This is a genomic window from Clostridioides sp. GD02367, from assembly GCF_045900275.1.
GTDB classification, from domain to species: Bacteria; Bacillota; Clostridia; order Peptostreptococcales; family Peptostreptococcaceae; genus Clostridioides; species Clostridioides difficile_A.
The window spans coordinates 75,555-100,744 of the sequence record NZ_JBJODK010000016.1; the positions used below are offsets into that span (position 1 = coordinate 75,555).

The window sequence follows — 25,190 nt, forward strand, 5'->3', positions numbered from 1 at the left end:
AAGTATTATTTAAAACTTAGATTTACTTAGACTAATTTCCTTAAGAAAATTTTAGTTAAAATCAAATATAAATTATTATATAGGAGATGATATTTATGGAAAAAATACATTAAAAATTGTAAATATATGTATATAGTGGCAATTATTCTTTTGATTTTGATTTGGATTAATAGGAATAAAAAATATTTCAATACAACCGATTTTAACGATTTTAGTTAAAGTATATATTGGTTTTACATTTGTAATTGTAGTTATTAGCTTGTTAAGATACTTTCAGAAACAAAATAATTAAATTCATTTGTATTAGTTTTTTAAATTTAGCTATTTTTCCTATATAAAAAATGTCCTTTCAATCTATTTATTCAGATTATGAGGACATCTTTACCATAGATATTTAATTGCTTAGATAAAAATATAATTTATACCAATTTTTTATTCTACTATTATTTTTATTACTACAAAATTACTGGGACTTCATTTCTTCTTTTAAATTCTCTAATTTAAAAAAGCCATCTTCAATATTAGTTTTATTTTCAACTTTTATTTTCTTATATTCTTCTATGCCACACATTATTTTTTTATATAGTGAATATAAGTCAGTTTGATTCTCAATTATTTTTAAATTATTCTTAGATGTGCTTACTTTATTCTTCATAAAAAATTTGTTTGTTGATTTCTGCACACTATTTATTCCTATTGACAAAATTTCCTGTTTTTTTAATAATATTGAGTTTGTTAAGCATTGCTTAAAAATAGGCAGTGTAATTATAAGAGAAGATTTTATTAAATTTATTAACTCGAAATTATAATTTTGAATTTGCTCCATTAATGTTATATTCTGCAAAGATATATTTCGAGTTATCTTTAGATCATAAACTCTTTGTTCTAAGATTTCTTTATTCTCCTTTAAAAATCCCACTTTTTCATAAGACTTTGTTTTTTCTACTTCTAGGGACAATTCTTTGTCTAAATTCTCTAAAATAATTCCACTTGCTGATATATAATTTTCCAAGCTACTACAATATTCAAAGTTTGATTCGTATAACATGTTCATTTTTTTTAATTGATCTCTTAAATCTATTTCATATTTTTTTAATATAAAATAGCTTTTATCAACTTCATCTACTATCACTGTATATTTACTTATTTGTTTATCTAATTTATATTTATTTTTTTTAAATATTTGCTTAAAAAAATTTGATTTCTTAGATTCTTTTAGTTCATCAAAATCAAATTCATTTATTACTTTGTCTAATTTATTTAATACTTCATTTATGTCAATATCATAATAATTTTTCAATGAATATAACAGTCCATCAGATATTTCTGTAACACTCTTTGAAGATGTACTTCCAAATTTAAGTATATTATCTATATTGTTTATATTTATTTCTTCTAATATAGTCTTTACTTCTTCGCTTTCTCTTAAATCAATTTCATATTTATCATTAAAATTTATTTTATCCTTGCCTTTTATAGATATATAATCATACTCTTCTTTTATTTTTTCTAAACAATCCACTAAAATAACAACCCCTTAATAATCTCTTTAAATGAGAAAAAATCTTCATTACTGATACTATTTTTTATATGTTTGTTTAACATCCTTTGAAACATTAATACTATTCAAGTTTAAAATATCACTTATATATATTATAGCTTTGTATATTCTTTTAACATACTATTGTATTTTTTAATATCTTTTAATAATATTTCTTTTTCATCTAAAACCATTTCTCTTTTAGAGCGATTAGCCATATTATCAGTAAATTTTAAAAGATTAATTAAAGATATTTTTATTTCGTTATATATATCAAGTTCTTCTTTTTCAGTTTTAAAATAGTCTTTTATATTGTTGTATTCATTCACAAATGAGTCAAGGATAACTGCATTTTCTACGACTATTCTGTGGTAAGGATTTTTAATGTCAGATAAAATACTTTCTATTGTTTTAAACTCATTCTCATATTGTCTATTAATATCTACTTCTTTATCATAAATAGATTTAATTACATTTAATAAATATTTAGCATGATCCTTTTCAAAATCTCCTCCTAAGTTAAGAAGCACTCCTAAAATAGCAAATGCAGAAGCCAAATACCCCAGAAATGGTATGCAAAATACAAAAAAATATGTCCATGAACCTACTATATCTAATACATTAACATTATCTTTTAGAAAGTTCGAAGATTTATTTTTGAACTTAAATTTACTTTGTATAAAAATCAGAAAAAAAACTAAAAAAACTAAAAACATTTGATATTTATATATCTTAATTAATGCCTCAAGTAATTCATGCATTACTTTTCCCCTCTCCTTTTTAATTATCCTTAGATAAAATACTATTATACCTTTTAATATTTTTCAATGATATATCTTTTTTAAAAGTATCAAAGATTCCATTAATATAATTAAATATAGCTTCAAATTCTTAAATAGATTAGTTATCCTATTTTATTGTTTTTTTAATTTTTTAAATTATATAAATAAACTTTTAATTAAGTTATTTTTTAAATTATATATTAATTTTAAAAATAATTTATTTTAAAATTTAAATTATAAAAAACAGAGTAGTTGAAACTACTCTGCTACTTACTTAATTAACATAAAATATAATTTAAATTTTATATTAATATATTCCGATCTTTTATTCTATTATTATTTTTATTACTTTAAAGATATTAAATTTTAAGTATTAATTATACATATTACATCTTCATATATTCTTTTAACATATTAGTATATTTCTTAATATCTTTTAATAATATTTCCTTTTCATCTAAAGCCATTTTTTTTTCAGGATTATTAACCATATTATCAGTAAATTTTAGAAAATTAATTAAAGATGTTTTTATTTCATTATACATATCAATCTTTTCTTTTTCAGTTTTAAGATAGTCTTTTATATTGTTGTATTCATTTATAAAAGAATCGAGAACAGCTGCATTTTCTACCACTATCTTGTGGTAGGGATTTTTAATATCAGATAAAATATTTTCTATTCTCTTAAATTCTCTCTTGTATTGCTTATTAATATCTTCTTCTGTGTCATAAATAGATTTAATTACATCTAACAAATATTTAGCATAATCTTTTTCAAAATCTCCTCCTAAGTTAAGAAGCATTCCTAAAATAGCTAATACAAAACCCAAATATCCTACAAATGGGATACAAAGTATAAAAAAACATTCCCATGAATTCATCAAGCTTAATACATTATTATTTTCTTTTATAAATTTTAAAGACTTATTTTTAAACTTAAATCTACTTTGTATAAAAAATAAAATATAAACTAAAATAACCAAAATCATTTGATATTTATATATCTTAATGAATCCTCCAAATAATCCATGCATTACTTTTCCCCTCTCTTTTCAAGTTATCCTTAGATAAAATACTATTATATCTTTTAATATTTTTCAATTACATATCCTTTTTTAAAATTATTAACTATTTCATTAATAGACTAATTAAATTAATTAAATATAGCTTTGAATTTTCTAATAGATTATGTATTCCATTTTATTGCCATTTTAAGGTAGTTTGTCCTTATCATAAAGTAAATTATTGTATTTATTATTTAAAAGTGTTACAGACGTTTTAAAACTCTTTAAAAAGCCTTTCTAAATTTATTTGAGACGTAAGCCTTTTATATAAGTTGTTTTTACAAAGAATGAGAATTTAAATGTTGTTTATATAACTTGATAATTTATAAAAGAAATATATTTGTATTTTTTTATAAACAGTACAGAATAGAAAAGTATTTGTGTTTTCCCTTTTACTATTCTATTCTATTTTAAAAACATTTTATTTATTTTATATTTTATTATTTTAGGCGATTTGGACACATTGAAACTACTTATGTACAGAGATCGAACGACGAGTATTTGGGAATTAACGACGAGTGTTTGGGAGTTTAACGACGAGTATTTGGGAATTAACGACGAGTATTTGGGAATTTAACGACGAGTATTTGGGAATTTAACAACGAGTATTTGGGAGTTTCACGACGAGTGTTTGGGAATTTAACAACGAGCATTTGGGAGTTTTTAATGACGAGTGTTTGGGAATTTATGAATTTAAAATAAAAGTGTAAAAAATAAAATCTTTGTAGATATAAAAAATAAAAAATCTTATAAAACATTTAAATTTCAATATTTTGGTATATTTTAAGATAAACTTTTAATAATTAATTTCAAATAAATTATTTCAAAAAATGAATAAACGAGCATTTGGGAAACTAAAAACGAAAAATAATATATTTTTCGTGAAAAATAGGTTAATATATAACTGTAACTAAAAATGTATTATTGTTTTATTAGAAATTAAGGAAGGAGGCATGTATTAACTTTTAGCTTAATACATTAAGATATATGGGTAATGTAAAAAGAGTCATTTATAATAAATACGATAAAAAAGAAATTTTTAAAGACTACAATAGTCTTGTAAAACACAATAATCTTATACAAGGAAAATATACTCTTTCTGCTTCTGAACAGAAATTTGTGTATAAGCTTTTTGAAATAATTCAAAAGAGGAATTATTCTTCAAGAGAGATTTCTTTCAAATTTGATACTATATACAAAGACTATAGTGGAATAGTAGATAAGAATATAACTAAACAGGAGTTTAAAAATTTAATTGAAGGAATACAGAATAATCAACCTCGTGTAATTATAGGAGATCAGTTTATAAGGACACAGTGGTACGCTATAAAAGGGGATTTGGATTATAATGAAATAACTTTAATAATAGATGAGCACATATTTAAATACATACAAGCAATAGAGGAAAATTTCACCAAATTAGATTTTGCAAGTATTTATTCTTTTACAACTTTTTTTGCTATGCGAATTTATGAGTTATTAAAGCAATGGAGTGGGACAAGGCAAGGAATAGTTTTTAAATTAGATTATTTTAAGGAACTTCTAGAAATACAAGATAAATACAAAAGATATTATGATCTTGATAAGTATGTACTAAAAAAGAGTACAGAACAGATTAATGAAAAGTCAGATATATTTGTTGAGTACAAGCCAATTCGTAAGGGCAGAAGTGTTGAATCAATAGAATTTACTATAAGAGAGAAAAAGGAAAATATAGAAACTTCTTATCAAGATAAAAAAGACGTTATTGAGGAAAGACATGAGAATAAGAGTATGAACTTAAATAAAAAAGATTTTTTTATACCAGAAGAAATATCTCTGAGTGATAAACTGAAAAATTTATTTAAGATAGAGTTTGGAGAATACAATTTTAGTGAACCAAAGTATTATAAACTATTGTTAGAAGCAGAAGAAATTGCTTTAAAAAAAGATAACTCTTCTAAAATAGTTGCAACAAATTATGAATTATTTTCTTCGATTTTAAGAAATAAAATATCTTACTTAAAAGCAAAAGAAAATGCAATTGAAGTAGAACTTATAGAAATGAGTTTAACTGAGGAACAGTTAGAAGAAATGCAAATACTTGATATGAATCCTGTCACTTTTCTTGAAAGAATAATTAAGCCAGATAAGAAAAAATATGAGGCATTTAAAGCAGTATATGAGAAATGTGAAAAAGAAAAAGATAGAATAACTTTTTAAATAAGTTATATTTTAATTTATATATTAAGTTATTAAACAAAATAAAAAGAAAATTAGTATATAAATCATTAATCCTTATTTAAATAAAGTCAATTAATCGCCATATTATGGTACAATTAATTTTAGCAAGAGAAAAAATATATTCTAAAAAAGAGTGGAATTTGTGTAACAAAAGATTATCCTCCCAACAATGTTGAAGGGAGGTGAATTACATGGATAACTTTTTACTAAATGTATTAGCTGGTGTTTTTGCTAGCTATATATTCTATTTAATTTGCAAATTATTTAGACATGTAAAAAGCCACTCCGGCAAGAGTGGCTGGGAACTCGATTTAAAAATCAAGTTCAAAAAGTTCAAATAATTTTTTATTTTAAATTACGAACTCCATTCTGTCGCTAAATAGAATATAGTTCTCTTGCTTTTATTATAGCACAAAAACTTAATTTTGATACAATTTTATATTGGATTGCCAAAACTCCATGTTCTAGGGTTATTAAATATAAAGATTTTTAAGATAGACTTTAAGATAGTATAAAAAATAAGAGGTATTAATCTCTTGTTTTTTTATGATTTTCTTTATAATACATAATAATCATTATTATATATAAAGTCAAAAGTGTTCCAAACATAAATATCTCTAATTGAAGTTGACCATAAACAATACTGAATAAATTATGCGAAATCATTAATAAAACTTGTGGGATTTGTATGATTATTATCAAAAACATACCTATAATCAAAGATGCTATATGAAAACTCTCTTTTTTTATCAAAAACTTATATATAAATAATGAAAATATTAAAAAATAAACCAATATAAAAATTATAAATTGAAGTTTATTAATATTAAATCTTATTATCTGCTCATGCAATAATGAGTTAAAGAACATAGATATTAATATTATAACTGGATAAATAATAAGAAACATATTATTGAATATATTCTTTTTATTCATAATTATCAACAACTTTCAAAATTTTAAGAGTATGTGAATTCAACATTAATTGTATGTGTCGCAGTCATTCCTTGAACATGGATTTTAGCACTGCTCCAAGCTCTTGGCGCATTATCTCCCCAAGTTCTATCGTTGTACCCCCATCCAGTAGTATATGAGAACGTATTTGATGTTGGACTTTTAGTTAATTTTTTTCCAGTAATAACACCAGAGTGTGCATTAACTGATCTATTTGACAAAGTGTATAAGCTAGAACTTGGAGTCCAACTGCCATAAACTCTGTTTAATCTGACTTTCTCATTAGTAGAGCTAACGTCATAATTAACATTCAACTTAGCAGTTACTCCTCCTGATGTTTGTGTTCCACCTGTAGATTCAAAAGGAGTGATACCTTCTTCTATTGGAATAAAAACTTCATATCCTAATTCATTATTATATACAATTGAATTAGTTTTTGATTCATTTTTTAAGTCTATCGGATTTAAAGTAGTGACTTCTCCTGTTTGATCGTTTGTAACTGTAATTTTAATTTTATTATTATGTAATATTTCATTGTTTGAGTTGTTTGCATAACTTCTGCCTGTTATCAATAGCACTAGAGAAAACATTAAAGATAGAGAAATAAATAATTTAGAAAATTTTTTCATAAAATCACTCTTCCTTTCTTAATTAATCTGGTTATACATTACCAGTTAAAATTGCTATTAAATCCTCCTTTTTTAAATTATATCATATATTCTATAATAATAGAATGAAAAAGTAAAAATATTTAGAAAATTTTGATAAATTGTCAAGGTAAGTCATTTTAATGATATAATACAAGTAATTATTTAAAGGAGGGATTGATATGGTAAAAAAACTTTTTTTAGGTATTTTTATAGTTTTTGCAATCTCTATATTTTTTATATTTAGTAAAACAGATGATGAAAATATTTTTATCAACAATAGGCGAAATACTCCATCCTCAACGTAAGTAGGGTGGAGATGAAAGCCTGAAACATGCTAATATAAATTAAAAGGAGGTGAAAAAATGATACAGATGAGAGCTTTTAAGTTTAGAATATATCCAAATCAAACTCAAAAAGAAATAATAGAAAAATCTTTTGGGTGTTCAAGGTTTGTGTACAATCGCGTGTTAGCACTTCAAAAAGAAAAATATGAAAATGAAGGCGAGTCATATTCAAAGTATGATTTAATTAAAAAGCTTCCATCACTTAAAAAAGAATATGAATGGCTTAAAGAAGTTGATTCAACCAGCTTGCAAGCTACTATTGATGATTTAGATAGTGCATATAAAAACTTTTTTAGAGAGTTTAAAAAAGGAAATAAACAAGGATTTCCAAAGTTCAAAAGCAAAAGAAATCCTAAAAGAAGTTTTGAAAGTAAATGGGTGAACAATAATATAACTATTAAGGATAACCTAATTAAACTACCAAAATTGAAATGGGTTAAGGCTAAAGTGACTCAAAATATAAATGGTAGAATATTAAATACTACTGTATCAAAAACACCTACAAATAAATATTTTGTTAGTATATGTTGTGAGGTTGACATAAAGCCATTAAAAGAATCTAATGAATATATTGGCATAGATTTAGGTTTAAAAGATTTTGCAATATGCTCCAATGGAAGCATATTTAAAAATCCTAAATGGTTAAGAAAAGCCAACTATAGATTGAAATTGGAACAAAGAAGATTATCAAAGATGACGAAGTTCAGTAATAATTGGAATAAACAAAAAAATAAAGTAGCTAAGATACATGAAAGAATATCTAATCAAAGAAAAGATTACTTACATCAAATATCAACTAAGCTAATTAGAGAAAACCAAATAATTTGTTTAGAAGATTTGAAAGTGAGTAATATGATTAAGAATCATAAATTAGCAGGTGCAATAAGTGAAATTAGTTGGTATGAATTTAGAAGATTGCTTGAGTATAAAGCTACTTGGTATGGGAGATTAGTTTCTGTAATAGGAAATACATATCCATCCAGTCAGTTATGTAGTGTATGTGGTCATAGAAATAAAGATGTAAAAAACTTAGCACTTAGAAAGTGGATTTGTCCAGACTGCAATACACAACATGACAGAGATATAAATGCCAGTATAAATATACTAAGAGAAGGATTAAGATTAGTGGGGATGGAACAGCCCTTAGAGCCTATGAATGCTTAGTGCAAAAGTGCTATCGAATAGGAATCTCCATCTTCAAACATTACCGAAGGTAGTTAAGGTGGAGTAGTTCAATGGAGAGTCTGAACATTGGACAGCTAAGTTTGTGACTACTGAAGAACGATCAGAATTAGAAATAAAATATAAAGATAGTAAAAAAGTATTTGACCAAAAATTCGATTATTCATATGAGTTTATAGATGGGAAAGATGCAGTTGTAATTGTAAATGGAGAAGTTTTAGAAGCAGGTCGAGAAAAGGCAATAAAAATACAAAGACCAGGTCTTTATTCAAATAGAGAATCTAGTTATAAAGTAATTATATCTTGGAATGGAAATGAAGAAACTATAAATTTAGAGAAAAAATAGTAATTGAATGTGATGAAAAAAGATATTATAAATTTAAAAAGAATTTATAATTAAAATTATTTTTGTATGAAGTCAATTAAGAACTGAACTATATTAGAATTAATTTTATAGATAAGATAAAAAATACAATCTATAAAAGTGAAATTCATGTATGAAAGATTATTGTTAAAATTAGCAAGAATCAATTTAAAAAGGATTAATTATGCCTAGAAGAGATTTTCTTTTTAGCTAAGAAACTTCCAATACCCAACATATTATAAACTATTAATAAATCTATACAATTTCCCATGTTATACATTAAATTTACAGGTACTATAAATGCTATAGATGATAAAATGAATCCTAGAAGCAATTCATTTTTGAAATCTGAATACATTATCCCTTGTATAACAAAGATGATTGGAAACAGTAAAAATAATCCAAGTAATATATTTTTTTCAGCTCTACCCCATAGAGTTATTGCAATTATTATCATGCTTGGTAATATTATAGAAAGTATTTTCTTCATAAAAACCCCCTTTTTACTATGTATTTTCATTTATATTACTAAATGTTATCCATCTTTATATACATTTCTATGTATTTTATCTTTATCAAATCTATCTATAAATTCATTTTTTTCTTCGCTATATCCTATAGATACTAGTGCATAAGGTACTAGTTTTACTGGCAAGTCTAGAGTTTGTCTAATCTTACTTACCACTTTATTTTTAGGAAAAACACCTGTCCAACAAGCAGCCAATCCTTGATTGGTGACTTCTAACAATAAATTCTGTGTACAAGCGCCTAAATCTTGCATCCATTTACCAGGCTTCAAGAATTTATCTCTATTTCCAAGTACTACTATACATAGTGGTGCGAATTCTATATGTTTTGCTCTATGTTGTGACTTTGATAGTTCTTTTAAGAGGTATTTATCATCTACTACAATAAATTCCCATAGTTGAGCGTTTTTTGATGACGGTGCTTGCATAGCTGATTTTAGTATTTCAGTTACTTTGCTTTCTTCTACTTTTTTACCTATATAGGTTCTTATTGAACGTCTATTTTTTATAACTTCCAACATATAGATTCTCCTTTAAATAATATCATTACTTTAAATTCAATCTATAGCTTCTATAAAAAAATAAACACTTATTTTTTTATAGAATAATATAAATTATAAAATAATATAAAAAATAAATTGTTTTATAATTTAATATATAATTTAAAATGTGTAATATTATTTCTAAATACAGGCATAACAATACTCTATTTAAATAGAATTATAGATGCATCTATGTTATAATTAGACTCTAAAATATTGATTCGAGATATTTACTTTGGAGGAATTATAAATGTTAATTTATTTATCAATGCTTGAATTTGAAGAAGATAAAATCAAGTTTGAAAAGATATATGAAAAATATAGACAGATAATGTTTTATGTGGCAAATAAAATATTAAAGGATGATCATTTAGCAGAAGATGCTGTACATAATGCTTTTCTAAGAATAATTAAAAATATAGATAAAATTGATGAAGTAGATAGTCCAAGAACGAAGGCTTTTATCGTTATAATAGTAGAAAGGATTGCTATAGACTTTTACAGAAAAAGAAAAAGGGAGAAAGTATCTGATATTGAAGAAGAATATAAAAATAGAGAGATAAACTTTTCTATAGAGGATAAAGTGTGTGAAAGTAATTTAGCTATAGCACTTGCAAAACTTAATGAAAGTTACTTTCAAGTACTTTCTTTAAAATTCCAATATGGTTTTTCAAATAAAGAAATAGCAAAGGCATTAAATTTAGGGGAGGAGAATGTATATAAGAGGATTCAACGTGCTAGAAAAAAACTAAAAGAAATATTAAAAGAAATGGAGGTTGAGAATATTGAGTAATAAAAAAGATGATTTTGATATTACAGATGATATGCTTCAAGAAAATATTCCAATTGCAACACAAATTATTCTTGACAACCTTCCTTCAGATGATGAATTAAATCATGTCTTTTCAAAAGGTTTTGAACGAAAGATGAAAAAACTCATTAAGCAGCAAAAAAGAAGTAACATTACAAATAAAATTATTTTCTATTCAAAGCGAACAGCTATTATATTTTTGATAGTCTTAGCTAGTTTATTTACTGTTACTATGAGTAGTGAGGCATTGCGTACACGTTTCTTTGAATTAGTAGTCAAAGTATATGAAGACTTAACTTCATTTGTTTTTTCAACTAATGAAGAAGATAATCTTAGTTTAAAAAACAAAGAACCTGGCTATATACCAAAAGGATTTAAAGAAGTTGATAGAGTGGATGATTTTGTTATTACATATAAAAATGATGAAAATATTGAGATACAATATATAACAGATAAAATTAGTTTAAATTCTATTATATTAGATACAGAGGATGCAAAGGTTGAAGATATAACTATAAATGGATATAAGGCAAAATATATAGAAAAAGAAACCTTTTTACAATTGTTTTGGAATGATAATAATTTTGTATATTTGATTAATGTAGATTGTCATGATAAAGGAAATTTAGAGTTTTATAAAGATATTTTGATAAAAATGGCAAAAAAAATAAAATAATTTTTTATGTGTCCAGAAATCACTTCTTTATTCGTTATAGCAGTATATAACAGATAGAGAGGTGATTTTTATGGTTTTAAAAAAGAAAATTATAAGTGTAATTTGTTTATCAACATGTTTGTTAACATCTTCACTTCCTGCTTTTGCAGATACCTTACAAGAGGTGAATGGAAAAGAAAATTTAGCACTAGTATATATGTATAATTCTATGGAGAGAATGGCTAAAATTAAATCTGGTATTTGTGATTTAAGTATTTCTAGTGGCGTTGCCACAGTAAAATGTTTTGTAAAGGGTGGAGATAGTGTGAAAAGTACATCAATAAGTGCTAGTTTACAAAAAAGTAGTGATAATGGAAAAACATGGTCTACGATTCAAACATGGAGCTCTGCAGGAAAAGAGTCATGCACACTTTCTAAAACAAAGAGTGTTGGTAAAGGATATTATAGGGTTTATTCTGTAATAAAAGCAGACTCTGAAAGTAAAAATATAGTAAGTAGTGAAAGAAAGTATTAAAAAAGTACATATAATAAATAATTTAAATAATATAATATGATGGGAGAGATATTTATGAAAATAAAACTAAGAAAAAGACTAGCATTGCCATTAGTATCAATTATGATTTTGACAACTATAATTCCAACAAGTTCATTTGCAAATGAAATTACTGGAGGTAATATTGTGCTTGATGAAGATTATAATAAGATAAATTTGAGTAATAGTGAGATTAATGAGATATTAGAAAATGCTGGGATTGATAAAAATACAGTAAAAATTATTAGCCCAGAAGATGCTTTTTCTGGAGATGATATAGATAAATTTATTGAACAAACAAAGATACAAGAAGAAAAAGAGGCCATAGATGGTTTTACTAGAACTGAAACTATACTTGTGGAACCTAAAATTAAAGGAAGAGCAGATGGTATAGAATGTACAACTGTTGTAGATAACTACACAGGAAAAGAGGAAATATTAAATAAAAAAAGTAATGGTATGGCACATTGGGTAGATGTTATTTTTAATTTAACGATAGGAGTTAAAACAAAATATGCATGGAAAGCAGCAACTTTTCTTGGTATATCACCTAGTACTTTTCAAAGCAAATATATAAATGGAGATAAATTATCATCAACTATTAGTAAAGTTAAAAGTAGAAGATGTTATAAAAAATACAATCCAGTTAGAAAAAGTAAAGAATGGTATTTAGAAACATCAAAATTAGATCTAAAAAATTATGTAGATTTATATACACTTGATAAAAATAATAAATCTGTGAGAAAGAGTAAAACAGATTCAAAAACATATTACACTGAACATTATTCTGATACTACATGGATTAATAATTATGTAAATAATGCATGTAAACAGAACTTATCTGGTCCACGTATTGATACTGTAATATAAATTAAATGATAATGGAGGTCATCGTTATGACATTTTCTAAAAAAATTAAAACTATAAGAATAGCAAGTTTAATCTTGTTAGCAATTGCTGTAATGTTTATGGCCTTTAATTTTTATATTCTAGGTATAATTACTCTATTAGCAGATTGGCAAGTATGTAGAATGCATAAGTGTCCAAATTGTGGTAAGTATATTGATATGAGATTAAGCCTTGATGAGATGCAGTATTGTCCAAGTTGTGGATACAAACTTAATATATGAATTTAAAAACACTTACTATAAATGATTAGTAAGTGTTTTTAAATTCGTATATCATAAATTAAAGATGTAAGCATTAAGAAGATGATTTTATAAATTAATAAATAAATTATATTTAAATTTATTTATTAATTTATTTATTAATTTATTTTTGATTTTTTAATTAAAAATCCCGAATACAATCGGAAGTATGATATAATACTATATATCAATAAAATTCATGGGAGGATTGAAATGAAAATAGTAAGTTTATTTAATGTAAAAGGTGGGGTTGGGAAAACGACATTAGCATATCTAATGGCTCTTAATTTATCAAAAAAAGACAAGAAAATACTTATACTTGATGGAGATACCCAAGCAAACTTTACACAATTCATATATAAAATAGTACATAATAAAAAAACAATTCTAGATGCATTTAAGGATGATATAAGTGCAGAAGAATTAATAATAAAATCTCCATTAAAAGATTATCCAAATGTAGACTTAATACCAAGTGATTTATCTTTATCTGTTTTATCAGAGTATTTAACTATAAAAACTAGTAGAGAAAAAGTCGCTTTTAAGTGGTTTAAGAAAAATATTTCTACTCTTAAAAATTATGATTATATTTTAATAGATTTGTCTCCTTCATATGACTTGATTGCTAGAAATTTTCTATTTATTTCAGACAGTATTATTACACCTCTTGAATTTCAAGATATAGCAAGTATAAGAGGTTGTGAACTGTTCTATCAAAAATATAATGAAGATTTAGAGGATATGGGAGAAACTAATGAAGCAAAAAGAGCTGTTGTAATAAATTCTTTTACTTCAAGAAAGTTAACTTCTGGCGATATATTTATGGATTATCTTGACAGGTTTGATAGTATAAAAGAAGATTTATCAGATGTAAAAATAAGTGAAAGCACTATAGTAAAAAATTGTGTGCTAAATAAGTTAAGTATAGATGACTATTGTAGAAAAATAAAAAAGGCTCATAAAGTTAGAGAAGAATTAAATGATTTAATAGAAGAACTTACTAATAAGGGGGTATTATAATGAGTAAATTTGAATTAGAAGAGGAAGAGATATCTATACCTAGAAAAGACTATAAAAATGAAATCAATAAAGAAATTGAAAATAAATTTAATGAACATACAGAACTTCCAGGGATAAACTTATTAGACTTAAAAGAAAATAAAAAGACTAAAAAAGGACAAGTTACATTATATATTGATGATGAGGATTTGAAAGTATTAAAGACTATAGCACACCTTAAAAAGACTACATTAAATAAAGTAATAAATGAGTTTATTAGGGCTAATGTAAGGGCAACTAAAGGTCATTTACCAGAAGAATTAAATATAGATAAGATAGCAAAAGAGTATGATAAAAGAAATAAAAATAAAGGACCTAGAAAATAAGTTATTATTAAAGTTTTAAAATAATTTTAAATAAAATGTTTTTTGTAAGTAAAATAAAAAACTCTATAAGAAAACTATATTTTTAATATGTTTTCTTATAGAGTAATATATGTTGTATGTTGGGGGTATGCCTTACTATTTCATTATTATTTATTTTTTATATTCAAAAACCAATAGTTCTCTATTATCAGGAGTTACAGCATATATTTTCATTGGTTTATATGTCAATAATTTTGCTAAGTCTGTATCATAAGTCTTAAAATTTATATAATTAGTGTTAGGTTGATTTTCATCACCACCATAATGACGAATTTCTTTATTTCTAGTACCAATATCTTTATATACACCAGATCCAGTAGAGCCTTCAAGTGTCGCATACACATGATATTTATTGATGTAGTTAAGAGCATCTTTATTAGTATCTGTAGGTTTGAAATAAAAACCTTTAAAATAAGAATTTCCAACTGAATCAAATTCAAAATCTGCATAATATGTTTTATGTGCATCGATTATTTCTTTATCTGTTGGAACTTTAACTTCTCCTCCATCTTCTTTAAGTATCTCAGGTGTAGAGTTTAATTCTACAAGAGATAAGTTGTCAATGAATATATCTTTTGAGCCATTATTTTTTAATATTATTTCTACATCTTCTGAATCTTTTTTAGTTGTTTCAAATTGTAAGCCAAATTTGTTATAATCTTTAGTTGCAAATATATGGTCTACTTTACCTTGACCACTTTGTTGATCTTTTGTTTTAATATTTACAGATAGTATTTCAGATGCGAAATTATCTTTTAAGAATCCAGTAAACAAATAACGTTTATAAGGATTTAATTTAGACATAGGTATTGTTATCTTTGTTTCTTGTTGAGCTTTAAGTCTATTTGCAAGGCCTTTTATTCCAATTGTATTAGATGTATCTAAATTACTCCATTGACTAGGATAATTATTATATCCATCAAAATCTGTAAAATATGAAGGAACTTTTATTAGTATATTCATACCTCTTTCAAGTTTAATATCATATATTTTTTTACTATCTGATTCTTTAAGTCTATCTTTAATTGTATCTGAAGTATATTCATCAAAAATAAGTTCTACACAATTCTCATCGATAGGTAAATTATTATAATAAAGTAGACCATCTTTCTTCTTAGTCTCAAAAGCTTTTTCAATTGCTTCTCCTATTGTAAGTTGTGGAGTTTTATCTTCTGGATCATAAGAGTCTTTAGCCGTTACACGTCTTTCTAATGTATCATTTCCTGTATCCAAAATTATACAAGCAGAAATATTATCTATTTGACTTATATAATCTGACCAACTGTTTCCCTCTGTAACAAGTTGTCCTTGAGCGTTTTTAGTTGCATAATTTCCACTAACTTGTGTTGTTTCTAATTTAATATTTTTACCATTATCTAATTTTTTCATTTGGTTATAGCTCAATGGTATCAATCTAGAACTAAATTGATCCATTGTATTAAGAGCTAAAGGAGAAACACCTTTTTTAGGATAAGTATCACCAGGTGATAAATTATTACCAATTTGATTATCTTGTGCTTTAATAGTTGATAATGTATCACCATCTAATACTAAATTTGTTGTTGGTGTAACTTTATACATAGGTGCAGTACCAGTATTATAATATCTAACATTTGCGTTTACATATGCTGACTCACTTTTACTTATTTGTAATCCATTATTCCAAGATTCGCCATTACTATCTTGTACAGCAGTTGAAGTATCCCATGTATGAGAATAGTTTGCTGTTACACTAGCTTTAAATACACCCTCCTCATATCCAACTGTGGCAGATATACCAGATGTATTTGAGTCAGTTTTACTGTTTGTAGTAGCTCTAGAAACTGTTTTCCCCTGATCTGAAGATACATGTTCATTTGTAGACATTATTAATTTTTCCATACCAACTCCAACTACTGGATATGCAGCAATTAATGGATCTCTTGCCTCTCTTTTTATAGCTCTATCAAATGAACCCGAAGCTTTTTCATAATCTGTATATGGATCTCCTGAAGTATGTGATTCTAAATAGTTTGATAGATACTTTTTATATCCTTGGCTTGCAAAGCTATCTTCCCATTTTACAGCAATTGAGTCTTTTATAGTATATCCATTTCTTTCATATGCATCTGGAATATTATCATTATCTGTATCTAAATCTTCATCATCCCAATCTGACATCAAATTTGGATCAAAGAAATTATTATTTGGAATAAATGGGTCATTCTTTTCCATCTTTGAATAATCTCTTAAAAATAGATTTTCTTCTGGGATGACAACCTTATTTCCATTTGATTCCCAATAAAGTTTAGGTGATGATAGATTATCTATAGAACCTAGACTGTTGTCTTGTAATTCTATTCTAATTTTATATTCCTTACCCTTTTCCATTTTAACTTTAATTGTGTTTGCAACATCACTTTTAGCATCTACCTGCATCAATATATCATCTCTATCAGTAGACAGTGTATATTCACCATCCATTGATGGAATTATTCTTCCTGTCCAGCGTATAGATTTTACATCTGATACATCTTTATCTAAAAGTTTATCTACCTTCTTTTCTTCAAATTTCAAATTACCATCTTTTATTGGAGCCATTAATTCTAGATCTTTAAAATGTTCATCTGTGAAATAATATCCCATTAATCCATTGCTTGGGAGTGTATCTTCACTTACAACTTCTCTTTTCTTAGTAGAGTGATAATTATTAGTAGTTTGTGCATATACAGGATATGCTAGAGCTTGACTAACGATAGCTGTAAGTGTTAAAAAACTCAGTAATTTTTTGTTTTTCATTTGTACCTTCATTTTTTCTCCCCCTTATATTAGAAATATATTTAAATCAATTGTTAATTTAATAATGTTGCATCAACAATTAATTTTGTTGTAGTTTTATCTTTATAAGTATCAACTTTATTAATCTTAAACTTACTACCATGGTTTAATAAAACCTCATATTCCCCACCATAGCCAGGTACAGCTGATAAGTAAGCACCAGGAGAACCTTTAGGTATATTTATACGTAGTACTATTTTTCTAGGAGCAAATGCACTCATGTTTGCACTGCCTATACTAGTACTTACAAAATTTTGATATGTTAATGTTTGTCCTTCCCATTTTTCCTTAAATGCATTTACATTTGCTTCTAGGTTAAAATTGTATCCTGGTGATGAAATTTCTAAGCCAAATTCAGGAGCACCAGCTCTTCTATATACAGTTAAGTTTGATGGAATAGGTTTACTTTTTAGTGCACTTTCTATATTATTTATTTGAGAATCTAATTTTGGGTCAGGATTATTTGTTGGTCCATTTTCTAACAAATATTTGTTAATAGCAACATAGTCTCCACGCATATAACCATTTATATCAGCAAGTTGTTCAGAAGTTAATTTATTACTCCAGTCATTATAATTTTCTTTTCCCCAAGAATCTCCTTTACCTACATCTTCTTTGAAATCAAGGCTACTTACTAAAGATGCCTCAACTTTTATATATTGTTTTCCACTTATAACTATACGAACTGTTTTATCAACTTTAACACTATATCCTTGTTCTATTAGTGTACTTACAGATTCATTACTTTGTTGATATGGTAACATCCCAGTTCCTTTAGGTAATTTTAAATGTACAAGTAATGGTGTAGGTTTACTGTCTTGATTACCTGGTTCATATAAAGATATATCCTTAAATCCATCTTGTTTAAATAATCTGTCTTGAACAATATCTTTGAATTCATTAAATTTTTCTAAACTAATTTCATTTTCTGTATTTCCTCTAATTTCGCCTTTAAAAGCAAATCTATCAGCAGATTCAAAATAGTAAACATACATAGGTTTATCTAACTTGTTTTTTGATACTGCGCTTTTAAGATCCTTATAATCTTTTTCAAAAGGATTATCTTTTATTTCATAGTCATAAAAATAATTTCTTTCTCTGGAATACTTACTTATTTCTGCTGCATTTTTCTTATATTCTGTTAAAGCTTCTTTCTCTGCTCTTTCAAGTCCTTTTTCTGCCCTCTCAGCTTCTTTTTTCTCCCACTCTTTAGCTTTTTCTCTGTCTTTTAGGAAGTCCTCAGGTCTTTCTATTGGAGCTTTGTATAATGTCATATTTTTATTTGAGTGGTTGTAGCCCGATAGTGTTTCGGCATTTATGCCATTACTAAATATTAAAGTAGTAAAAATTAAAATAGCTACTAAAATTCTGGATAAATAACTTTTAAACTTCCTATGATTTTTTTTGTTTCTCATTATTCATTCCTCCTCACATAACATTATTTTATTTATTATTATATACATAGAAATGAATTTATTTATTGTATTTCATAAGATGTTATTCTACCATCATAAAATTAAAGTTTTATGATAAAATGCAGTTTAATATATAATAAAATGTATTTTTACAATAAAAAACAAATAAACTGCCTATATAAGCAATTTATTTGTTTTTTATTGTGAAAATATAAACTTATCCAAATACTTGTGTTGATTTAAGCTTATTAACATCATTAAGATATAAACTTGATATAAAACATACACTACCATTATCCATGTTAATTTTTTTTTCTTTTAGATTTAAAGAAAAGATATGATCACTATTTACAACAAATGATTGATGTGTTCTTAAAAAACATTTATCTAATTTAGATATGTTTTTTAAACTACTATAAAATTCAATTGTATTATTATTTGTAACTACCTTAATCTTGTGAGGTGTAGGGCTTGTCTCAAAATATATAATATCATCAAATTTTATTTTCCAGAAAGTATGATCTGAATAAAAACTTAAAAATTTTCCATTTTTTATAAGTCCATTTTTATTGTGTCTTTTATTTATGGTTTCAAGACAAGCCTCTACTCTACTTTTTATGATGTTTAGATCATCTTTTAATATAAAATCCATAGCTTCTATTCTATATGTAAATACACTCATACATAATTCTGGGAAACTTGTAAGAAATATAATAGTGCTATGATAATCAATTTCTCTGATTTTTTTTGCTATATGTAATCCATTATGCGAATCATGATTTACACCAAGAAAAAATATCTTTGCTTTATCAATATCATTGGTTTGCGCTAAAACATCTTCTAGATTCTCTAGAATATCAACATTATAATTATCCCAACATTTCTTCATTAGAATATTACCTATTATATCTTTTAATTTCATGCTAAAATTTGACTCAGTATCAAAAATAAATATATTCACTATACTTCCGCCTCCCTCTTTTAAACAAAAGTAATCTATTTCGTATATCTAGATTTAAATATATTAAGTTTCTGTAAAAGATTAATCTTTATTAAATAATTAAGTCAAATCAAAAGATAGTTAATTTCATCTAAGCTTAAATAAATATACATATGTATAATTTATATAATTATATATCTAAATTTAAAATTCTACAATGATAAAATTTTTTTTATTTTTTAACTTAATAATCTATAAAATAGAGCACAATTTTCAATTATACATACTTAACGATGTTTATATTTATTAATAAAGCATAATTTTAAGGGAACATAAGTAAAGTGACAAAATTGTATAACAAAATAAATAAAAATAAGAAATTTCAAAATGTATTTAAAAATGTATATAAAAAATTATAAAATAAATAATTAATAAATAATATATAAATTTATATAAAATGTATAATATAAATTATATTATACATTTTATAATGGAAATATTAATCTATTTATTTATAAAATTTAAGGCTTTATGAAGAGTACCAAATCTATCATCACCTTTTAGAGTTGTATATTTTTCTTTGCTCAATGAGTCTATCTTATTACATGCTCCTGTTCCAACAACATATAAATTTTCAGTTTGATATGGTTTGTAATTTTTTATATCACAAACTAAACATTCTTCTTTTTTATAATTCCAGGAAATTACTGTTGCTGATATTTTATCAACTTCTCCATCATAAATGACTGTATGTTTATACATTTTATTTTCGCCTTTAGTATTTATGTCTTTATTTAATACACCTTCTGCTATTAATTTCGCAACTATATCTTTATGCTTAATATAATAGTCTGTATCAGCTTTGCTATCTACAAAACATACTTCGATTAATATTGCTGGTGCTTTGGTATGTTTAAGCCAATAGAGATCCCTTACATCTATTTTAGCTCCTCTATTTTTAAATATGGTTGATAACTTTGAATTAACTCTTTCAGCATATACTTTCCCATTATTTGTTTTATATAATGTCTCTGTTCCCATAGGGTTTAATGTTGTACTATTTGCGTTAAAGTGGATTTGTACTGCTAAGTCTATGTCTTGTTTATTGGCTATTTGACATTGCTCAGAAAGATAATTATTGGACTTATCAACTTTACCAGTGTAAACAGTTGCGTCGCCATATTTTAACCATTTTACTATTAAATCAGTTAAGGTTCTATTTTCTTTTCCCTCATCTATATACCCAACTGCTCCTGTTCCTTTTCCTGTTAGTGTGTGACCTGGTACTATTGCAATTTTCATTATTTATCACCTTCTTTTTGTAGCATAACTTTTATGTCTGTCACATCTTCTTTTATATCTTCTACATCTATTTTTATTACACCCATTTCTAAAAGTAGATTTTTATTTATTTCTTGTTGTTGAGTGGATAATTCAATAAAGTTTTCTACAGTTTTTTTATACATGTCTCTATCCTCTTTTTTCTCTTGCATTGTATTTTTAAATAGTAGAGCACATAATATGCCTATTGCTCCTAGGCTACTTAATTGTGTTACTAGCTCTTCCATAATAACCTCCTTTTATATTAAAAAAGACTTAGATTCAAACTAAGTCTCTTTTATTTAATGTTTAATTGTAAAAGATTCTTTATATTTTTTAATGTAATGAATAATTAATTATATATTTATATTATCCAATAGCATAAACAGTAATAGTAGTATAATAAGTATATATAGTCTTAGTAGAAATATAAGCATGGAAAATATTTTGACCAAGGCTAATAGCTTGGTCACTAACCAAAGAACTAAAATAAACACTAGAGTCTGAATTGTTTATATATGCATATCTCATTTCTGTTAAAGAATTATATGCACCTTCAACTTTAGCAGGTTTATAACTGTTACCTGGCAAAGTACCAGGAGCACCAGTAACAAGAAAAAATTTAGGTTTAAAAGGTAAAGGAAAATACCAATGTCCTCTGCTATTACCATATCCGCCAAAATTATTAGAATCACCAGTTTCAATATATCCTGAAAATGTGTAAATTTTTAATCGACTATTTACCTCTTCTTGCAAATTACTTATAGTACCATTTAACTGGGTGATAGTATTATTTTTCTCTGTAAGTTGACTTTGCAAATCTTGCACACTAGCATCTGCTGAACTGAATGCTGTGCCTATCATCTCTCCCATTTCTATCAAAGTATTATTTAATGTAGCATTTATATTTTTTAACGCTAGTTTATTAATGATATGTGTTTTACTATTTATAAAGGTATTTTTCATTGTAGATACTGTACTTTCAATTTCTTGTAAGGAAGAATCATCCTGTGGTGGTTGTATCTCTTTTGATACACTTATTAACTTTTCGCTTAATCCATGCATATCTGTAGCTTTAATTTTAATTGTGTGTATTGCATTATCATTTAATGTATAATTAAATATCTTTTCTAAGTATAAATCTGTAGTTATAGTTTCTTTTAAAGTATCATCTAGAAATATCTCTATCTTATTTAAATTATTATCTAAGTCTGATACTATGAATTTTACTTGTGTGCTATTAAATTCATTTATTACTATTTGAGGTAAATTATTACTCCTAGTAAATGTATATGTTCTTGTTGTGCTAGCATTATTGTTGTCTGTTGCAACAATACTTATTGTATTACTAGAACCTATTCCAAGTGCTAATATTCTTTCATCTGTTAACACAATTTCCTTTTCTCTATTTTTCTCTATATTTGTGATATTTTCTAAAATAGTAGAATTAAGTTTAGTAACAACATTTATAGTATCTCTGTAGTCTAAGTCATTTACTGTGTATTTTAAAGTAAATCCCTTACTTTTATCTCCTATATTTTCATTTACTCCACTTATTGTTGGTATACTATTAGATTTTGTAAATGTATAATTTCTATAGATAGCACCTACCCCATAACCTCCTGTAACTTCTATTTTAATCTTATTGTTAGAGTTTAGTTGAAGAGACAAAATAAGTGAATCAGGTACATTTATAGTATACTTTGTATCTTTTACGGCTTGCTTTGTATCAAATAAAACATCATTTAGATATGTTTTTACTGTGTATGTGTAACTATCTTCATTTGTTATTGTATAATCTATACCAAACCCTCTACTCTTAGAACCAAGCGAACCATCTGTTCCACTTATGCTTGGTGTTGTGGATTTATATTGGCAATCAAAGTAACAATCTTCATAATATCTAGTCCATTCGCTCGAATTTTGTGGTGAGAAAAAATAGCTATAGGTTAATTTATAGCGATTGCCTGGGTATGCGTCAAAACTTCCACTTTTATCCCAACCAACGGAATCACCATTCGGCAATACGCAATTCATCATATCATACGCACCATTTAAATCGGCAACCTTGTTTTTATCGCAATAATCCCACGGCTTTATGGCGATTTTAGTAGCAGGTTTTTGTACTGTTATAAGCGAAGGCACATATAATCTTGGAAAATGTACACTCATACATATCACTTCCTTTCTTTTTTATATAGGTAACATATCTTTTAGACTATTTCTATTACCTTTTACTTCTTACATTACTTCTTTTAATATCTTATTTATATTTCTTACTAAATCATTAAAATGTAATTTACAATACTCCTTTCTTAATTTATGGTTTTATTGTACCTAATTTTAAAACTATAAAAGTCTGCAAAGTGTAGATGAAGTGTGGGCAAAATGTAAATGAATTTATATATTTTTAGGAATAAAAAAAGAACCTTCTATACTGTTGGTTCTACTGGTGTTTCTTCTTTATTTAATAAAGCTGTTAACTCTAAATATTGTTCTTCTGAAATCCTGTTTACTGCATAGAATACATCAATCTTATGTTGTAAATCCTCTTTAGCACTATAGTTCTTTTGTTCTATCATTAATTTTAATAAGTTATACATGTTGATTCCTCCTAAATATTGTTATTTAATTTCATATTTACTACTTCAAATGCTGTGTTTACTATCTCACTATCTCTATTCTTATTTTCTTCTTTTAACATACTTAATTCTTCTTCTAATACTTTTAATCTCTTTTGTTCATCTGTCAAAATGACTTCTATATTTTTTAAAACAGGCTCTTTTGTGATTGGATTTATAGACTCTATATACTGTTTACCATAGTCTATACTTCCAAATTCAATATCGATATAATTTAATTCTGTTATTGTATCATGCTCTAATATATCTCCTGCTGCTTCACCTGTTTGTATCCATACCTTACCTGTTTGGTCGTAAATTATTCTATTTCCTCTATTCATTCTATCACCTCATATTATATTAATTATATAAAAACTCTATATCTAACGCATACCACCTAAAAGAAAATTTATTAAATTTAAAAGGAAAATCAACGCCAGCATTCATATCACCCTTACCAATTTCAATCTTAAAACTATCGGCAGTAATATCTCTAATACTAGCACTACCAATAATTCGAGTATATGAACCATTGTTATATTTAATATTTGTACCTGCAGAATTGATACTAATACCACAACTAAGAAATTTAGCCGGATTTGAACCATCACTTAAACCAAAACTCATGATTAAAATAGTTTTTGGAACAAAATTTAAATTAGTTGGAACAACTAAGGAATTTTGAGAACCATCTGGTGGAGTATAAGTACCTGTCGCATATTTAATCCTTTGACTTAATTGATTAGTCAATTCTGTTATCCTATTTTGCAACTCCTCAACACTAGCATCTGAACTATCAAAAGAAGTCTTTATTTTTTCTGATAACTCAACAAGTGTATTATTTAAATTGGCATCTATATTTTTAAGTGCTAGAGTATTTATAATGCTTGTTTTCCCATTCTTAAAACCTTCTCCAATCTCTACTAATTTAGATGATATATCTTGTAAAGTTGCATCAGATTGAAGTGGCATTATTTCTTTACTGATACTTAAAACCTTCTCAGCAGTTGCATTCTCTGAATCTGTAGCTACTATTTTAAGTGTGTGTATTGCATTGTCTGTAAGTTCATAGTTTATTGTTTTCTCTGTTGTTAAATCTGTTGTTATTGTTTCTTTTAATACATCATCAAGATACCACTCTATTTTACTTAAATTATTATCTGTGTCTATTGCTATAAATGTTGCAGAAGTGGAATTGTAAGAGGATATATTTAATTTTGGTTTAGTATTACCTTTTGTAAATGTAACAGTTTTATCTAACATTTTACCACCAGCAACAGTGCCAAGCTCAATAGTTATATTATTTACAGAGTA

26 protein-coding genes and 1 pseudogene are annotated in these 25,190 nt (G+C 25.6%); 12 read left to right on the forward strand and 15 right to left on the reverse strand.

The features are described from left to right. Window positions 1-463: 463 nt before the first annotated feature. The 3 genes from Q3223_RS17355 to Q3223_RS17365 all read right to left on the reverse strand — a co-directional run bounded on the left by Q3223_RS17355 (window position 464) and on the right by Q3223_RS17365 (window position 3,356). Window positions 464-1,522 (reverse strand): toxic anion resistance protein, encoded by a 1,059-nt coding sequence (locus Q3223_RS17355; protein ID WP_407812278.1) that lies wholly within the window; start codon window positions 1,520-1,522, stop codon window positions 464-466. 131 nt (window positions 1,523-1,653) lie between these two features. Further along, entirely contained in the window at window positions 1,654-2,301 is a 648-nt protein-coding gene (locus Q3223_RS17360; protein ID WP_407812279.1) for a hypothetical protein, read from the reverse strand. Window positions 2,302-2,708: 407 nt separating this feature from the next. After that, window positions 2,709-3,356: a hypothetical protein gene (locus Q3223_RS17365; RefSeq protein WP_407812280.1), complete on the reverse strand. Its 648-nt coding sequence runs from the start codon at window positions 3,354-3,356 to the stop codon at window positions 2,709-2,711. Between the two features lie 1,017 nt (window positions 3,357-4,373). Here Q3223_RS17365 and Q3223_RS17370 point away from each other — a divergent pair. Both Q3223_RS17370 and Q3223_RS17375 read left to right on the forward strand, forming a co-directional pair. After that, entirely contained in the window at window positions 4,374-5,588 is a 1,215-nt protein-coding gene (locus tag Q3223_RS17370) for a replication initiation protein (RefSeq protein ID WP_223195732.1), read from the forward strand. Window positions 5,589-5,800: 212 nt separating this feature from the next. Next, on the forward strand, window positions 5,801-5,950 hold the full coding sequence (locus Q3223_RS17375; RefSeq protein ID WP_169470172.1) for a type I toxin-antitoxin system toxin: 150 nt from the start codon (window positions 5,801-5,803) through the stop codon (window positions 5,948-5,950). Window positions 5,951-6,568: 618 nt separating this feature from the next. Here Q3223_RS17375 and Q3223_RS17380 read toward each other — a convergent pair. Continuing rightward, window positions 6,569-7,192: a hypothetical protein gene (locus Q3223_RS17380; RefSeq protein WP_223195733.1), complete on the reverse strand. Its 624-nt coding sequence runs from the start codon at window positions 7,190-7,192 to the stop codon at window positions 6,569-6,571. Between the two features lie 200 nt (window positions 7,193-7,392). On the opposite strand from Q3223_RS17380, the gene Q3223_RS17385 reads away from it, so the two are divergent. The 3 genes from Q3223_RS17385 (at window position 7,393) to Q3223_RS17395 (ending at window position 9,085) form a co-directional block, all read left to right on the forward strand. Beyond that, complete coding sequence (locus tag Q3223_RS17385; RefSeq protein ID WP_284959440.1) at window positions 7,393-7,518, forward strand: hypothetical protein; 126 nt, start codon at window positions 7,393-7,395, stop codon at window positions 7,516-7,518. Window positions 7,519-7,575: 57 nt separating this feature from the next. Next, window positions 7,576-8,721 carry an IS200/IS605 family element RNA-guided endonuclease TnpB gene (tnpB, locus tag Q3223_RS17390; protein WP_407812281.1) on the forward strand — a complete coding sequence of 382 codons (1,146 nt, stop codon included), beginning with the start codon at window positions 7,576-7,578 and terminating at the stop codon, window positions 8,719-8,721. A 103-nt stretch (window positions 8,722-8,824) separates the two neighbouring features. Then, window positions 8,825-9,085 (forward strand): hypothetical protein, encoded by a 261-nt coding sequence (locus Q3223_RS17395; RefSeq protein WP_223195735.1) that lies wholly within the window; start codon window positions 8,825-8,827, stop codon window positions 9,083-9,085. A gap of 196 nt (window positions 9,086-9,281) precedes the next feature. Here Q3223_RS17395 and Q3223_RS17400 read toward each other — a convergent pair whose 3' ends face one another. Both Q3223_RS17400 and Q3223_RS17405 read right to left on the reverse strand, forming a co-directional pair. After that, complete coding sequence (locus Q3223_RS17400) at window positions 9,282-9,593, reverse strand: hypothetical protein (protein ID WP_223195736.1); 312 nt, start codon at window positions 9,591-9,593, stop codon at window positions 9,282-9,284. 45 nt (window positions 9,594-9,638) lie between these two features. After that, window positions 9,639-10,151, reverse strand: coding sequence for a nitroreductase family protein (locus Q3223_RS17405; RefSeq protein WP_407812282.1), 513 nt, complete (start codon window positions 10,149-10,151; stop codon window positions 9,639-9,641). Window positions 10,152-10,422: 271 nt separating this feature from the next. Here Q3223_RS17405 and Q3223_RS17410 point away from each other — a divergent pair, with 271 nt between their 5' ends. The 7 genes from Q3223_RS17410 to Q3223_RS17440 all read left to right on the forward strand — a co-directional run bounded on the left by Q3223_RS17410 (window position 10,423) and on the right by Q3223_RS17440 (window position 14,724). Continuing rightward, complete coding sequence (locus Q3223_RS17410; protein ID WP_223195738.1) at window positions 10,423-10,965, forward strand: sigma-70 family RNA polymerase sigma factor; 543 nt, start codon at window positions 10,423-10,425, stop codon at window positions 10,963-10,965. Beyond that, a complete protein-coding gene (locus tag Q3223_RS17415) occupies window positions 10,958-11,659 on the forward strand; it encodes a DUF4367 domain-containing protein (RefSeq protein WP_223195739.1) in 702 nt (233 codons plus the stop codon). The genes Q3223_RS17410 and Q3223_RS17415 overlap by 8 nt, the downstream gene beginning before the upstream one ends. Window positions 11,660-11,729: 70 nt before the next feature. After that, window positions 11,730-12,173: a hypothetical protein gene (locus Q3223_RS17420; RefSeq protein WP_223195740.1), complete on the forward strand. Its 444-nt coding sequence runs from the start codon at window positions 11,730-11,732 to the stop codon at window positions 12,171-12,173. Between the two features lie 54 nt (window positions 12,174-12,227). Next, window positions 12,228-13,061: a hypothetical protein gene (locus Q3223_RS17425; protein ID WP_407812283.1), complete on the forward strand. Its 834-nt coding sequence runs from the start codon at window positions 12,228-12,230 to the stop codon at window positions 13,059-13,061. 26 nt (window positions 13,062-13,087) lie between these two features. Continuing rightward, entirely contained in the window at window positions 13,088-13,321 is a 234-nt protein-coding gene (locus tag Q3223_RS17430) for a hypothetical protein (RefSeq protein WP_223195742.1), read from the forward strand. 231 nt (window positions 13,322-13,552) lie between these two features. Beyond that, the gene (locus Q3223_RS17435; RefSeq protein ID WP_169470166.1) at window positions 13,553-14,359 is read left to right on the forward strand and encodes an AAA family ATPase; all 807 of its coding nucleotides are present in this window, start codon (window positions 13,553-13,555) and stop codon (window positions 14,357-14,359) included. After that, window positions 14,359-14,724 carry a hypothetical protein gene (locus tag Q3223_RS17440; protein WP_223195743.1) on the forward strand — a complete coding sequence of 122 codons (366 nt, stop codon included), beginning with the start codon at window positions 14,359-14,361 and terminating at the stop codon, window positions 14,722-14,724. Before Q3223_RS17435 ends, Q3223_RS17440 begins: the two co-directional genes overlap by 1 nt. A 150-nt stretch (window positions 14,725-14,874) precedes the next feature. Here the strand turns inward: Q3223_RS17440 and Q3223_RS17445 are convergent, their stop codons facing one another. The 9 genes and pseudogenes from Q3223_RS17445 to Q3223_RS17485 form a co-directional block, all read right to left on the reverse strand. Continuing rightward, complete coding sequence (locus Q3223_RS17445) at window positions 14,875-17,553, reverse strand: binary toxin-like calcium binding domain-containing protein (RefSeq protein WP_407812284.1); 2,679 nt, start codon at window positions 17,551-17,553, stop codon at window positions 14,875-14,877. Between the two features lie 41 nt (window positions 17,554-17,594). Beyond that, the gene (locus Q3223_RS17450; RefSeq protein WP_407812285.1) at window positions 17,595-18,995 is read right to left on the reverse strand and encodes an ADP-ribosyltransferase; all 1,401 of its coding nucleotides are present in this window, start codon (window positions 18,993-18,995) and stop codon (window positions 17,595-17,597) included. A 217-nt stretch (window positions 18,996-19,212) separates the two neighbouring features. Continuing rightward, window positions 19,213-19,956, reverse strand: a complete 744-nt coding sequence (locus Q3223_RS17455) for a LytTR family DNA-binding domain-containing protein (RefSeq protein WP_223195746.1) — start codon at window positions 19,954-19,956, stop codon at window positions 19,213-19,215. Window positions 19,957-20,439: 483 nt separating this feature from the next. Then, a complete protein-coding gene (locus Q3223_RS17460) occupies window positions 20,440-21,237 on the reverse strand; it encodes an N-acetylmuramoyl-L-alanine amidase (protein WP_223195747.1) in 798 nt (265 codons plus the stop codon). Beyond that, the gene (locus tag Q3223_RS17465; protein WP_219674152.1) at window positions 21,237-21,503 is read right to left on the reverse strand and encodes a hypothetical protein; all 267 of its coding nucleotides are present in this window, start codon (window positions 21,501-21,503) and stop codon (window positions 21,237-21,239) included. The genes Q3223_RS17460 and Q3223_RS17465 overlap by 1 nt, the downstream gene beginning before the upstream one ends. Window positions 21,504-21,624: 121 nt before the next feature. Then, window positions 21,625-23,427 carry a hypothetical protein gene (locus Q3223_RS17470; RefSeq protein ID WP_407812286.1) on the reverse strand — a complete coding sequence of 601 codons (1,803 nt, stop codon included), beginning with the start codon at window positions 23,425-23,427 and terminating at the stop codon, window positions 21,625-21,627. A 260-nt stretch (window positions 23,428-23,687) separates the two neighbouring features. Beyond that, window positions 23,688-23,858 carry a hypothetical protein gene (locus tag Q3223_RS17475; protein ID WP_021382821.1) on the reverse strand — a complete coding sequence of 57 codons (171 nt, stop codon included), beginning with the start codon at window positions 23,856-23,858 and terminating at the stop codon, window positions 23,688-23,690. A gap of 11 nt (window positions 23,859-23,869) precedes the next feature. Next, complete coding sequence (locus Q3223_RS17480) at window positions 23,870-24,217, reverse strand: hypothetical protein (RefSeq protein WP_223195749.1); 348 nt, start codon at window positions 24,215-24,217, stop codon at window positions 23,870-23,872. Between the two features lie 19 nt (window positions 24,218-24,236). Continuing rightward, window positions 24,237-25,190 (reverse strand): annotated as a pseudogene (locus tag Q3223_RS17485) (hypothetical protein); the annotation flags it as partial.

Excerpts from the sequence above, each read along its gene's own strand:
- Q3223_RS17405 (WP_407812282.1), bottom strand. The coding sequence starts at position 10,151 with ATGTTGGAAGTTATAAAAAATAGACGTTCAATAAGAACCTATATAGGT.
- Q3223_RS17420 (WP_223195740.1), top strand. The coding sequence starts at position 11,730 with ATGGTTTTAAAAAAGAAAATTATAAGTGTAATTTGTTTATCAACATGT.
- Q3223_RS17370 (WP_223195732.1), top strand. The coding sequence starts at position 4,374 with ATGGGTAATGTAAAAAGAGTCATTTATAATAAATACGATAAAAAAGAA.
- Q3223_RS17460 (WP_223195747.1), bottom strand. The coding sequence starts at position 21,237 with ATGAAAATTGCAATAGTACCAGGTCACACACTAACAGGAAAAGGAACA.
- Q3223_RS17435 (WP_169470166.1), top strand. The coding sequence starts at position 13,553 with ATGAAAATAGTAAGTTTATTTAATGTAAAAGGTGGGGTTGGGAAAACG.
- Q3223_RS17445 (WP_407812284.1), bottom strand. The coding sequence starts at position 17,553 with ATGAAGGTACAAATGAAAAACAAAAAATTACTGAGTTTTTTAACACTT.
- Q3223_RS17375 (WP_169470172.1), top strand. The coding sequence starts at position 5,801 with ATGGATAACTTTTTACTAAATGTATTAGCTGGTGTTTTTGCTAGCTAT.
- Q3223_RS17410 (WP_223195738.1), top strand. The coding sequence starts at position 10,423 with ATGTTAATTTATTTATCAATGCTTGAATTTGAAGAAGATAAAATCAAG.
- Q3223_RS17470 (WP_407812286.1), bottom strand. The coding sequence starts at position 23,427 with ATGAGTGTACATTTTCCAAGATTATATGTGCCTTCGCTTATAACAGTA.
- Q3223_RS17380 (WP_223195733.1), bottom strand. The coding sequence starts at position 7,192 with ATGAAAAAATTTTCTAAATTATTTATTTCTCTATCTTTAATGTTTTCT.
- Q3223_RS17430 (WP_223195742.1), top strand. The coding sequence starts at position 13,088 with ATGACATTTTCTAAAAAAATTAAAACTATAAGAATAGCAAGTTTAATC.
- Q3223_RS17480 (WP_223195749.1), bottom strand. The coding sequence starts at position 24,217 with ATGAATAGAGGAAATAGAATAATTTACGACCAAACAGGTAAGGTATGG.
- Q3223_RS17400 (WP_223195736.1), bottom strand. The coding sequence starts at position 9,593 with ATGAAGAAAATACTTTCTATAATATTACCAAGCATGATAATAATTGCA.
- Q3223_RS17365 (WP_407812280.1), bottom strand. The coding sequence starts at position 3,356 with ATGCATGGATTATTTGGAGGATTCATTAAGATATATAAATATCAAATG.
- Q3223_RS17360 (WP_407812279.1), bottom strand. The coding sequence starts at position 2,301 with ATGCATGAATTACTTGAGGCATTAATTAAGATATATAAATATCAAATG.
- Q3223_RS17425 (WP_407812283.1), top strand. The coding sequence starts at position 12,228 with ATGAAAATAAAACTAAGAAAAAGACTAGCATTGCCATTAGTATCAATT.
- Q3223_RS17440 (WP_223195743.1), top strand. The coding sequence starts at position 14,359 with ATGAGTAAATTTGAATTAGAAGAGGAAGAGATATCTATACCTAGAAAA.
- Q3223_RS17475 (WP_021382821.1), bottom strand. The coding sequence starts at position 23,858 with ATGTATAACTTATTAAAATTAATGATAGAACAAAAGAACTATAGTGCT.
- Q3223_RS17450 (WP_407812285.1), bottom strand. The coding sequence starts at position 18,995 with ATGAGAAACAAAAAAAATCATAGGAAGTTTAAAAGTTATTTATCCAGA.
- tnpB (WP_407812281.1), top strand. The coding sequence starts at position 7,576 with ATGATACAGATGAGAGCTTTTAAGTTTAGAATATATCCAAATCAAACT.
- Q3223_RS17385 (WP_284959440.1), top strand. The coding sequence starts at position 7,393 with ATGGTAAAAAAACTTTTTTTAGGTATTTTTATAGTTTTTGCAATCTCT.
- Q3223_RS17465 (WP_219674152.1), bottom strand. The coding sequence starts at position 21,503 with ATGGAAGAGCTAGTAACACAATTAAGTAGCCTAGGAGCAATAGGCATA.